Here is a 12,316-nt window from a genome sequence, read left to right as displayed (position 1 = left end):
TAAGCTCGGGAGGAGGAGTTCAAATGGCAAAAGTTCAATACATGGGAACTGGAAGAAGAAAGAAATCAGTTGCAAGAGTAAGACTTGTACCAGGTGAAGGTAGAGTTATAGTAAATAATAGAGAAATAGAAACATATTTCGGATTAGAAACTTTAAGAGTTGTAGTTAACCAACCATTAGTTTTAACTGAAACTAAAGACAAATATGACGTTTTAGTTAACGTTCATGGTGGTGGATTATCAGGTCAAGCAGGAGCTATAAGACATGGTATATCAAGAGCTTTATTAAAAGCTGATGAAAACTTAAGACCAGAATTAAAGAAAGCTGGATTCTTAACTAGAGACCCAAGAATGGTTGAAAGAAAGAAATACGGTTTAAAGAAAGCAAGAAGATCTCCACAATTCTCAAAGAGATAATATTGCTTTTATCAGAAAGAAGGAGAAATTCTCCTTCTTTTTTTTATTATTATGAAAATAGTTATTTTTATTTAAGTTATAGTTAGTAATGATTGATGAATTAGTATAATTGTTAACAAATTTAAAATAAATTTTTAAAAAATATATAGTTTAGTAATAAATATTAGAAATGGCTTTATAACTAGGGATAAGCTAGATTTTGTTTTAGTTTAACTTAATAAATTGGATATTATTTAGAAAAAAATTCAATTATTTGGATTGTGTATTAAGTTTAGGTTAAAAAGAAGCTTGAAAACTTAACAAAGCAGTGATTATATTGTAAAATGTTATAGGATTGATATTTTAAATTAAAAATAAGTTTGTATTTTACAAATTAAGCAAAGTGGAGGAGAAGTATCTTGAAAGATGCAATTTTTACCTTAATTCAAGTTGCCGGTGGATTAGGTCTATTCCTTTTTGGAATGAAGTTAATGGGAGAAGGATTAGAGAATGCTGCAGGTGATAAATTAAAAAGTATATTAGAGAAAGTTACTAAAAATCCTATATCAGCAGTTTTAATTGGGGCCTTTGTTACAATGATTGTACAAAGTTCAAGTGCTACTACAGTAATGGTAGTTGGATTTGTTAATGCAGGTCTTATGAATCTTGCACAAGCTGCTGGAGTAATCATGGGAGCAAACGTAGGTACAACTATTACTGCTCAACTTGTTGCCTTTAAATTAGATGAAATTGCACCGTTATTTGTTATAGTAGGTGTTGTTTTATTAATGTCAGCAAAACAAAAGAAAAGAAAAAATATTGCTGATATAATATTAGGTTTTGGTATCTTGTTTATGGGTATGGGAATAATGAGTTCAGCTTTAAAACCATTATCACATTCACCAATGTTCTCACAACTTATAATGGCTATAGGTGAAAACTGGTTATTAGGAATATTTACAGGTTTAGCTCTTACAGCTATATTACAAAGTTCATCAGCTACAACAAGTATATTAATTGCCTTAGCATCAACAGGTTCTATAACTATAAATGTAGTTTTACCAATATTATTTGGATGTAATATAGGAACATGTGTAACTGCTTTAATATCAAGTATTGGAGCAAATAAAACAGCTCATAAAGCTGCTGCCATACATTTAATGTTTAATATATTAGGTACACTTATATTTATACCGTTCTTAAAACCTTTAGCACATATTGTTCAAGATATGAGCCCTACAGATGTTCAAAGACAAATAGCTAATGCTCATACAATATTTAATATAACTGCTACTATAATACTTGTGCCTTTAAGTAAGTACATGATTATGATAGTTAACAAATTAATAAAAGGTGAAGATGAAGTTGAACTTTTTGGACCTAAATATCTTGATGAAAGATTATTAGAAACACCAGTAATAGCTGTAGGTCAAGTTCAAAAAGAAACTTTAAGAATGGCTAATAAAGCTAAGGAAAATTTAGAGTTGAGTATGAGAGCTTTTAAAGAAAATAATGAAAGCTTAGTTAAAAAAGTATATGAGAATGAAAAACTTATAAATATATTAGAAGAAGAAATAACTGATTACTTAGTTAAATTATCTAAATGTGATTTATCTGCTAAAGAGAGTAATTTAGTAGCATCAACTTTCCATATCGTAACTGATATTGAGAGAATAGGAGATCATGCTGAAAACATAGCTGATTTAACATTAGAAAAGGCAGGAAGAAAATTAAAATATAGTGAAGATGCTTTAAATGAAATAGATTATCTATATGATCAAACAGTTAAAGCACTTGACATAACAATTGATTCTTATGCAAATGAAAATATAGAGGAAGCTGAAACTATCTATGAAATAGAAAGAAAGATAGATGCTTCTCAAAAAGAATTTAGAGAAAATCATATTAAGAGATTAAGTCAAGGTTCTTGTAGTGCTTATGATGGTGCAATATTTATGGACTTATTAAGCAATTTAGAAAGAATAGGTGACCATTCTACTAACATAGCTGAAAGTGTTATGGAAGTTTATTAATTATATTAGAGAATACCTAACTTTAGGTATTCTTTTTTATTTTAATTAGAATATTTCTTTAGATATAGGAAAAAATAAATTGGGTTTCATAATTCTAAAAGAGATAATATTTTTATTGATTTATTATTATTAAATATATTCTTTTTAGAATTTGTAATTATAACAATTTAGAGTTAGCTAGGAGGTATTCTTAATGAAGAAAATAATTAAAATAGTATCAATTATGATGATTTCTTTTTTAGTATTAAATATTAGCTTATTAAAGATTAATGCAGAGGAAAATAATAAGATAATAGTTATTGATCCAGGACATGGAGGAATTGATGGGGGAGCAAAGAGTGAAAGTGGAATAATTGAGAAAGATATAAATTTATCAATAGCACTTAAAACAAAAGATGCTTTAGAGAGTAAAGGGTATAAGGTTATTATGACTAGAAGTGATGATGTAGGATTATATACTGAGGGAAAAAAGATTAGAGAGAAGAAAATAGAAGACTTAGAAAATCGAGTGAAAATAAAAAAAGAAAATAAGTGTGATGCTTTTATAAGCATACATCAGAATATGTTTCCTCAAAAGAGTTGTAAAGGTGCTCAGGTATGGAGTGCTAATAATGAACCAAGTAAAAAATTAGGTCAGATAATACAAGAAAAATTAAAAGAAGAGGTTGATCCAAGTAATAAGAGAGAATCAAAAGTTGCAAAAAAAGAATATAAAATTTTAAATGATGGATATGAAGGAGCTTCTGTAATAGTTGAATGTGGCTTTTTATCTAATCCAGAAGAATGTGCGCTATTAGGTAAAGAGGATTATCAAAATAAAATTGCAAATACTTTAGTAAATTCTATAGATCAATATTTTAAATGATAGTATTCAAAGAAAAATTAATAATGACAACCTTACTTCCATATCATTAGGTGTAATTGAGTTAAATTTATAAGATGAAAATATAAGGTTTAGAATTAAGAAAAATAATATAATAAATAAAAAACATATTAAGAAATTGACTAATTTAAATTTATTCATAAAAGCTCCTAAAAATCATTTTACTATTATATATACTTTGATTTATTTAATTATTATGACATTAAAAAAGCTATGCCTAATCAGCATAGCTTTTATTTGATTTATATATTTTTAAAGCCTTTTCCTTTAACTTCTGAAACATCTATTATAGTTATAAAGGCATTTGGATCTATATAATGTATTGAATTTTTTAATTCTATCATTTGTCTTGTGGTAACTAGACAATAAAGCATTTTCTTTTTATCATGAGTATATTCTCCTTCAGCTAAAAGAGAGGTTACTCCTCTATGGAGATCTTTTATTATATAATTTATAACTTGTTGTTCTTTATCAGTTATTATAAGCAATAATTGTTTTGAATGTATCCCTTTAATAACTTTATCAACTAGCACTGTTTGCATAAATATAGATATAAGTGTATAAAGAGCGGTTTCTAATCCAAAGAAAATAGCTCCTACACCAACGATACACATATTTAATGCAAAGCTTAATGAACCTATATTAAAATTAGAATATTTTTTACGTATAACCATAGTAATAATATCTGTTCCACCGGTTGATCCACCTTTAGAAAATACTAAACCATAACCAAATCCACATATAGCGCCACCAAAAACGCAATATAGTAATTTATCATCTAAGGTAACAAGGTGTGATACTGGTGCTGTTATCATTAATGAAAGTGATAAAGCTAGCATTCCTATAGCTGAGTTAAATGTAAATTGCTTTGATAGTTTAAAGTAACTAAGTATAAATAATGGAATATTTATAAGTAAAACAACAATACCTGAGTTAACTCCCATTAAGTATTGAAAGATAAGTGCAATACCTGTTGCTCCACCACTAAGAAGTTTTGCATTTGATAAAAATAGGTTGACTCCTAAAGATGCAATAAAGCAACCTATGATAATAAATATATTATCAATTAGTAATTCTTTTTTTTCTTTGATGTAATTCATTGGGATTCTCCTAAATTTACAATAAATAATTTCATAGGTAATTATAATGCTTTTTTTTTTAAAGTAAAGCCAATAAATACATTGAAAAAGCAACTAATGTGTTTTTATGATAAAATACATTGTATATACTAAGAAATTCATTAAATTAATAGTAGAAGGTGTATCTTAAGAAAATCGTAATAAATAAATAGATTAATTTTAATTTTCCTCCGTTATTATTTAGGAGAGGTGTAAGTTTAAGGAGTGCTTTATCATGGAAAAAGAAAAGTTTAATGTTTTAGTTGTAGATGATGAAAAGGAAATAAGAGATGCAATAGATATATATTTAAGAGGAGAAGGCATAAATGTAATAAAGGCTGGAGATGGATTTGAGGCCTTAGAAGTTTTAGATAAAGAAGACATACATCTTGTGGTTTTAGATATAATGATGCCTAAGTTAGATGGAATGAGAACTTGTTTAAAGATAAGAGAAAGTAGAAATATACCAATAATATTGTTATCAGCAAAATCAGAAGATAGTGACAAAATATTAGGATTAAACATAGGAGCAGATGATTATGTTACCAAACCTTTTAATCATTTAGAACTTGTTGCAAGGGTAAAATCTCAATTAAGAAGGTATGATTATCCTTTAAATAGGGAGAATACTCAAGATTTAATAGTAATAAAAGATTTAACTATAGATACTGTAAACAAACAGGTTTCTTTAAGAGAAGAAAATATAAAATTAACTGCAACAGAGTATAAAATATTAACGCTTTTAGCATCACATCCAGGAAGAATATTTTCAATTAAAGAGATTTATGAAAGAGTTTGGGAAGAACCTTTTTATAAAAGTGAAAATACAGTAACAGTTCATATAAGAAGAATGAGAGAAAAAATAGAAATAAATTCAAAAGAACCTGAGTATATAAAGGTGGTGTGGGGACTTGGGTATAAAATTGACAAATAGTTTTTCAAGATGGTGGAAAAACTATAGCCTTTCAGTAAGAAGTATAGAAAATATGTTTATAATCATATTTGCAGTGTTTGTACCTGTTTTATATACTATTTTATTTGGAGGATATTCCTTTGATAACATAGCAAAATTAAATTCTAAAGCAAATTCTGATATAAGTAATACAGTTATGTATAGAGATGCCTTGATAAGTCCACATAAATATAGAGAATGCAGGCTATTAGCACAATCTGTGGATATATCAGATTTTCTTTACAATGAAACCAACTATTTAAGTAAATTAGATAGCTTAAAAACAAAAGATGAAAAACAAACATTTATTGCAAAGCTTCAAGAAAGAGCAACTAGTTATTCTGGTGTAGTTCTTATAAATAAAAAAACAGGGGAATATTATTCTAATAGAGTATGGTTTTATGAAAAGCCATATAACCTTTCAACACCTAAGGAGGTTTTAGAAAGTTTATCTAAAAATGATAATGTAGTATTTAAAGAAATTAATTCTTCAGATAATTATGAAGAAATATATTTCTCAAGGGGAGAACTTTATGACTCTGAAATAAATTCAATTAAGATTGCCTTTATAGCAACTATGACTACAACACTTTTGATGTTACTTTTGATTATAAAAAAATTAGCTATGATTAAAAATATGGGAATAAGAGCCTATAAGGAAAGCTGGAAAAATGGATACTTTTATAGATTTTTAGATAGCTTAAATGTCTTAATAACAAAGAAGATGTTTATAGAAGAATTTCTAAGAGATAAGGTCGTTATATTTGTTATTTCCTTTACTATAATATATATTCTTATAAATGGATTTATGAGAAATATAGAATTTGTATGGAAGCAATATCATTATGTTTTAACAGATAATAGATACTTATGGATAATTCCAATTATCTTAGTTATTCATTTTATAGTAAAGTTTATAAGAAAATATGATGGACTAGATACTGTAATAAAAGGAATAGAAAAAGTTAAAAAAGGTGATACAGATATAGAAATAAAAGATAATGATGATAGACAAATAAGAGAATTAGCCGATGATGTTAATGATTTAAGAATAGGGTATAAGGAACTTGTTGATGAAGGCATAAAAAATGAAAAATTAAAGACAGAACTTATATCTAATGTTTCACATGATTTAAAAACTCCATTAACATCCATAATAAATTATGTAAATATACTTCAGTTAAATAATATAACAGAAGAGGAAAGAAAAGAATATATAGAAATATTAGACAAAAAATCTCAAACTTTAAAGAAACTTATAGATGATTTGTTTGAGGTTTCTAAGATGTCTTCAGGAAAGGTGGAATTATTTAAATATAATATAGATATAATTCAACTTATATACCAATGTATAGCCGAGGTGGAAGATATATATTCAGAAAAAGAAATTGAATTTAAGATAAATGGCCCAGAGGAGTGTATGGTTAATATAGATCCTCAAAGGATGTCTAGGGTATTTCAAAATCTAACTACTAATGCTTTAAAATATAGTTTAGAAAAAACTAGGGTCTATGTAGAAATAAGAAATTTAGAAAATTATGTGGAAATATCATTTAAAAATATTTCTTCATATGCTTTAGATTTTGATGAGAAGGATATTTTAGAAAGATTTGCAAGAGGAGATGAATCAAGAAATTCAACTATAGAAGGATCGGGATTAGGATTAGCAATAGCTAAAACTATTGTGGAGCTTCATAACGGAAAGTTTAGGGTTGAATGTGAAGGTGACCTATTTAAAGCTTTTGTAATAATTCCTAAAAATAAAGATGATAATATTAAAGAATAATTAATAGTGATTATTTAAGTTTATTTTAATAAACTTTATAAAATCTATAATTATAAAAAATTATAAAATTTTGTAATTAACATATTTAAAAATAAATTTATAAACAGTATAATTATTATATAATAATTTTTATTGTGTATTAATTATAAAGAAGGTGTAAGAAAATGAGTTTTTTATTTTTAGAATATCCTAAATGTAGTACTTGTAGAAAAGCTAAGAAATGGTTAGAAGAAAACAATATAAATTTTATAGATAGAATGATTGTTGAAGAAAATCCTACTAAAGAAGAATTAAAGGCTTGGTATGAAAAGAGTGGAGTTAAACTAAATAAGTTCTTTAATACTTCTGGTAAACTTTATAGGGAGATGAATCTTAAGGATAAAGTAAAAACAGCTAGTGAAGATGAACTTTTAGAAATATTATCAAGCAATGGTATGTTAGTAAAAAGACCTTTACTTATAAAAGATGATTTAGTCCTTATAGGATTTAAAGAAGAAGAATGGGCTCAAAATTTAAAATAGTAAAAAGGCTACAGATTAAATATCTGTAGCCTTTTCATTTATCCTTACTTAAAAGCTTTATTATTCTTATTGTAGAAATAACTTTAAAATGTCAATAATAATTATTAGTCAAATAACATTAAAAAAAGAAAATATGACTTATATAATAAGAGTTATTGGTGCGATAGGGTAACTTTTTCAAAAAATTTGAGTTTTACAAAATAACTTTAAATTATTATAATAAATTGTCAAGATATTGTGCGAATTTTAAAAATAATTACTATATGTTGTGGAGGGCTAATTGATGACATTATTAAAGAGATATTGTAGATGGTCTATAGAAGAACTAAATGATGAAACAGGGTTATATACAGAAGAAAAGTTAATGATTGCGTTAGATAATATAGTTACATCAAAAATGGGAGAAAAAGAAATAATAAAATCTTTCATACAAGTTTCATTAGAGTTAACTTCTCAAGTAGAACCAAGATGGCAGGAGATTGCTGCAAAGCTATATGTTAAGAATTTATACCAAGAAGTAAGAGTAAATAGAGGATTAGAAGAAGGAGCAAATCCATATGATAATTTCTATGGGTTTATAAAAGAACTTATTGATAAAGGATTATACGGAAAATATATTTTAGATAATTACTCTAAGGAAGATATAGAAGAATTAGAAAAAGAAATAAAAATAGAAAGAGACTTTTTATTTACATACAGTGGAATAAATTTATTAGCAAAAAGATATTTAGTTCAAGATTTTAATAGGTTACCATTAGAACTTCCTCAACAAATGTTTATGGGGATTGCTATGCACCTTGCTATCCCTGAGAAGAAGGAAAAAAGACTTTATTGGGCAAAAAGATTTTATGATGTGTTAAGTTCTATAAAGGCTACAATGGCTACTCCAACTATGTCAAATGCTAGAAAGCCATTCTACCAATTAAGTTCATGTTTTATAGATACTGTAGATGATAGCTTAGCTGGTATATATAAATCATTAGATAATTTTTCAAAGGTTTCTAAGTTCGGTGGTGGAATGGGAATCTATATTGGTAAAGTAAGAGCTCTAGGTTCAGCTATAAGAGGTTTTAAAGGTGCATCAGGTGGAATTATACCTTGGATAAAATTATTCAATGATACAGCCGTAGCTGTTGACCAATTAGGAGTTAGAAACGGATCAGTTGCTATTTGGTTAGATGCATGGCATAAAGATTTACCTGAGTTTCTTCAAATAAGAACAAATAACGGAGATGACAGAAAGAAAGCTCATGATATATTCCCAGGACTTTGTTATCCAGATTTATTTTGGAAATTAGCCGAAAATGATATAGACGCTAACTGGTATATGATGTGTCCTCATGAAATAAAGAATGTTAAAGGATATTCTTTAGAAGATTTCTATGGCGAAGAATGGGAAAAGAAATATTATGAGTGTGTAGAAGATGATAGAATAGAAAAGAGAGTCATGAGTGTTAAAGATGTTGTAAGACTTATAATAAAGAGTGCTGCAGAAACAGGAACACCGTTTGCTTTCTACAGAGACACAGTAAATAAATTTAATCCTAATAAACATAAAGGAATGATATATTCATCAAATCTTTGTACTGAAATAATGCAAAATATGAGTGCTATGGAAATAGAGCAAACAGAAATTAAAGACGAAAATGGTGATACAGTAGTTATTGAAAAAACTAAGCCAGGAGATTTTGTTGTATGTAACCTTTCTTCAATGGTATTAGGAAATGTTGATGTTACATCAGATGAAGAAGTAGAATATGTTGTTGAAACTCAAATAAGAGCCATGGATAATGTAATAGACTTAAATTATTATTCAGTTCCATTTGCTGAAATAACAAACAAGAAATATAGAGCTGTTGGGTTAGGAACATCAGGATACCATCATATGCTTGTTAATAATAAGATTGTATGGGAGTCAGAGGAACACTTGAATTTTGTAGATAAAGTTTATGAGAGAATAAACTTCTATGCTATAAAAGCTAGTTTAAACATAGCAAAGGAAAAAGGAAGTTATCCATTATTTGAAGGATCAGATTGGAGTAATGGTGATTATTTTGAACTAAGAGAATATAATTCACCACAATGGAAAGCACTAAAAGAAGAGGTTAGTAAATATGGTATGAGAAATGGATACTTATTTGCAGTAGCTCCAAATGGCTCAACTGCTACTTTAGCTGGAACTTCAGAGGGAGTAGATCCAGTTATGAATAGATTCTGGTTAGAAGAGAAAAAAGGAAGCATAACTCCAAAGGTGGCACCTGGATTATGTCAAGAAAATTTCTGGTACTATGTTTCAGCTTATAATGTAAATCAAGAATTTACAGTTATAGCTAATGGGGTAAGGCAAAGACATATAGATCAAGGACAATCATTTAACTTATATATAACTACAGACTATACTATGAGACAAATAATGAATCTTTATATTCTAGCTTGTAAAAATGGAGTTAAAAGTATTTATTATGTAAGAAGCAAATCTCTAAGTATTGATGAATGTGAGAGCTGTTCAGCTTAGAATATAAATTAAGAAACTTAAAGATACTCATCTAGGATTAGGTGAGTATCTATTACTTATAAATAGAGAAATAAAGAGATGAAAGGTGACTTAAAATGGAAATAAAAAAAAGACCGCTTTTTAATGAGTTTGGAGATATTGAAACTAATAAAAAGAAAATGATAAACGGTAATACAACTAACTTAAATGACTTTAATAATATGAAATATACTTGGGTTTCAGAATGGTATAGACAAGCAATGAATAATTTCTGGATACCAGAAGAAATAAACTTAGCTCAAGATTTAAAAGATTATAAAAAGTTGACTAAGGAAGAAAAAACAGCATATGACAAAATATTATCTTTCTTAATATTTTTAGATTCAATACAAACAGCTAACTTAGGAAATATAAATAGTTATATTACTGCTTCAGAAGTTAACTTATGTTTAACTATACAAGCTTTCCAAGAGGCGGTTCACTCACAAAGTTATAGTTATATGTTAGATAGTATCTGTTCACCAGAGGAAAGAAATGAGATATTATTCCAATGGAAAGATGATGCTATATTACTTCAAAGAAATAAATTTATAGGAGATCTATATAATAAATTTTTAGAAGACTCAAGTATGGAAAACTTTATAAAATCAGTAATGGCTAACTATATTTTAGAGGGTGTTTATTTCTATTCAGGATTTATGTTTTTCTATAACTTAGAGAGAAATGGAAAAATGCCAGGTTCAGCTCAAGAGATTAGATATATAAACAGAGATGAAAATACTCATTTATGGCTATTTAGAAGTATAATAAAGGAATTAAAAGAAGAAATTCCAGAAGTATTTACTAAAGAGTTAAAAGAAGAATTAAGAGAAATGGTGAGAACTGGTGTTGAACATGAAATTGCATGGGGTCACTATGTTATAGGTGATAATGTTAATGGAATAAATAAAAACCTTATAGAAAGATATATAAAATATATAGGAAATCTAAGAGTTAAAGCTATAGGTTTAGAACCTTTATTTGAAGGATATAATGAGAATCCAGCACCGTGGGTAGATTATTATGCTGATGCAAACCAAGTAAAAACAGATTTCTTTGAGGCAAAATCAACAGCATATGCTAAAGCTGGAGCCTTAATAGATGATCTATAGACTAGAATTTAATATTTAATTGCATAAATCATAGAGGAAGCTATATCAATACTATTTATGAGAGAATTTATGAATATAAGAGTTTATGAATTCTTCTAAGTTATAATTTTGATATAGCTTTTTATTTTTATACTAAAAAAGCTAATTTAGATTTAATTATTTATATTTAATTAAAAATGCAACTATTTAAAATGAAAAATAAATCGAATTTTGAGAAATAGTTAGTATTTTTAAGATTTAATAAGATAATTTCAACTAAACAGATTGTATAATAATGATAATCATTTTCAATAAATAGGGTTTTGTGTTAAGATAATATTATAGAAAACAAAAAACATTTGGAGGTTAAGTATGGCTAAGATGATGGGACCTCGTTTCAAGATGTGCAGAAGACTTGGATTAAATGTAGTTGGACATCCAAAAGCAATGAAACGAGCTGATAGAGGAACAAGTAGAGCAGATAAGAAATTATCTGATTACGGTATTCAATTATTAGAAAAGCAAAGATTAAGAGCTTACTATGGTGTTATGGAAAGACAATTTACTAGATATGTAGAGAAAGCTTTCAATAGTAAAGAACAACCTGGTGAGGCTTTACTTATGATTTTAGAGTCAAGACTTGATAATATGGTATATAGAATGGGGTTTGCAAGTTCAATAAGACAAGCAAGACAAATGGTTAATCATGGACATTTCTTAGTGAATGGAAAAAAAGTAAATATACCATCTTTCAGATTAAGCATAGGTGATGAAGTTGTTTTAAGAGAAAAATCAAGAAAAACAGAGATGTTTGTAAACAACTTTAAAGATAGCATTGGAAATGAAGTTCCTTACGTAAGTAAAGAAGAAGATAACTTTAAAGGAATTTTCATTAGAAAGCCTAAGAGAGAAGAAATTCCAATAACAATACAAGAGCAATTAATAGTTGAATTCTATTCTAAATAATAAAGATACTGTAAAACTTGTTTGATATTAATTTTAGT

10 protein-coding genes are annotated in these 12,316 nt (G+C 27.2%); 9 read left to right on the top strand and 1 reads right to left on the bottom strand.

All coding sequences use genetic code 11. The features are described from left to right. Positions 1-23: 23 nt before the first annotated feature. From rpsI to cwlD, 3 genes are all read left to right on the top strand, one after another. Positions 24-416 carry a 30S ribosomal protein S9 gene (gene rpsI, locus Q1J60_RS12895; RefSeq protein WP_288678257.1) on the top strand — a complete coding sequence of 131 codons (393 nt, stop codon included), beginning with the start codon at positions 24-26 and terminating at the stop codon, positions 414-416. Between the two features lie 398 nt (positions 417-814). Next, on the top strand, positions 815-2,428 hold the full coding sequence (locus Q1J60_RS12890; protein ID WP_300263059.1) for a Na/Pi cotransporter family protein: 1,614 nt from the start codon (positions 815-817) through the stop codon (positions 2,426-2,428). A gap of 193 nt (positions 2,429-2,621) precedes the next feature. Further along, positions 2,622-3,293 carry an N-acetylmuramoyl-L-alanine amidase CwlD gene (cwlD, locus tag Q1J60_RS12885; protein ID WP_300263056.1) on the top strand — a complete coding sequence of 224 codons (672 nt, stop codon included), beginning with the start codon at positions 2,622-2,624 and terminating at the stop codon, positions 3,291-3,293. A 260-nt stretch (positions 3,294-3,553) separates the two neighbouring features. Here cwlD and Q1J60_RS12880 read toward each other — a convergent pair whose 3' ends face one another. Beyond that, positions 3,554-4,411 (bottom strand): YitT family protein, encoded by an 858-nt coding sequence (locus tag Q1J60_RS12880; protein WP_300263054.1) that lies wholly within the window; start codon positions 4,409-4,411, stop codon positions 3,554-3,556. A gap of 253 nt (positions 4,412-4,664) precedes the next feature. Here Q1J60_RS12880 and Q1J60_RS12875 point away from each other — a divergent pair, with 253 nt between their 5' ends. The 6 genes from Q1J60_RS12875 to rpsD all read left to right on the top strand — a co-directional run bounded on the left by Q1J60_RS12875 (position 4,665) and on the right by rpsD (position 12,278). Next, positions 4,665-5,363, top strand: a complete 699-nt coding sequence (locus tag Q1J60_RS12875; RefSeq protein ID WP_300263051.1) for a response regulator transcription factor — start codon at positions 4,665-4,667, stop codon at positions 5,361-5,363. Beyond that, positions 5,341-7,167, top strand: coding sequence for a sensor histidine kinase (locus Q1J60_RS12870; protein WP_300263050.1), 1,827 nt, complete (start codon positions 5,341-5,343; stop codon positions 7,165-7,167). Before Q1J60_RS12875 ends, Q1J60_RS12870 begins: the two co-directional genes overlap by 23 nt. A 164-nt stretch (positions 7,168-7,331) precedes the next feature. After that, positions 7,332-7,688, top strand: a complete 357-nt coding sequence (locus tag Q1J60_RS12865; RefSeq protein WP_300263047.1) for an arsenate reductase family protein — start codon at positions 7,332-7,334, stop codon at positions 7,686-7,688. 283 nt (positions 7,689-7,971) lie between these two features. Next, entirely contained in the window at positions 7,972-10,203 is a 2,232-nt protein-coding gene (locus Q1J60_RS12860; RefSeq protein ID WP_300263044.1) for a ribonucleoside-diphosphate reductase subunit alpha, read from the top strand. Between the two features lie 95 nt (positions 10,204-10,298). Continuing rightward, positions 10,299-11,333 (top strand): ribonucleotide-diphosphate reductase subunit beta, encoded by a 1,035-nt coding sequence (locus Q1J60_RS12855; protein WP_300263042.1) that lies wholly within the window; start codon positions 10,299-10,301, stop codon positions 11,331-11,333. Positions 11,334-11,684: 351 nt separating this feature from the next. After that, positions 11,685-12,278 (top strand): 30S ribosomal protein S4, encoded by a 594-nt coding sequence (gene rpsD / locus Q1J60_RS12850; protein ID WP_300263039.1) that lies wholly within the window; start codon positions 11,685-11,687, stop codon positions 12,276-12,278. Positions 12,279-12,316: the final 38 nt, after the last annotated feature.

Origin of the sequence: Clostridium sp. (assembly GCF_029258205.1) — a bacterium.
Taxonomy (GTDB): domain Bacteria; phylum Bacillota; class Clostridia; order Clostridiales; family Clostridiaceae; genus Sarcina.
Note: the sequence above shows the minus strand (reverse complement) of the source record. Positions and strands in the feature narration are given on the sequence as shown.

Bases quoted from the DNA above. Each gene is read 5' to 3' on its own strand.
- rpsI (WP_288678257.1), top strand. From the start codon at position 24: ATGGCAAAAGTTCAATACATGGGAACTGGAAGAAGAAAGAAATCAGTT.
- cwlD (WP_300263056.1), top strand. From the start codon at position 2,622: ATGAAGAAAATAATTAAAATAGTATCAATTATGATGATTTCTTTTTTA.
- Q1J60_RS12880 (WP_300263054.1), bottom strand. From the start codon at position 4,411: ATGAATTACATCAAAGAAAAAAAAGAATTACTAATTGATAATATATTT.
- Q1J60_RS12875 (WP_300263051.1), top strand. From the start codon at position 4,665: ATGGAAAAAGAAAAGTTTAATGTTTTAGTTGTAGATGATGAAAAGGAA.
- Q1J60_RS12865 (WP_300263047.1), top strand. From the start codon at position 7,332: ATGAGTTTTTTATTTTTAGAATATCCTAAATGTAGTACTTGTAGAAAA.
- Q1J60_RS12860 (WP_300263044.1), top strand. From the start codon at position 7,972: ATGACATTATTAAAGAGATATTGTAGATGGTCTATAGAAGAACTAAAT.
- Q1J60_RS12855 (WP_300263042.1), top strand. From the start codon at position 10,299: ATGGAAATAAAAAAAAGACCGCTTTTTAATGAGTTTGGAGATATTGAA.
- rpsD (WP_300263039.1), top strand. From the start codon at position 11,685: ATGGCTAAGATGATGGGACCTCGTTTCAAGATGTGCAGAAGACTTGGA.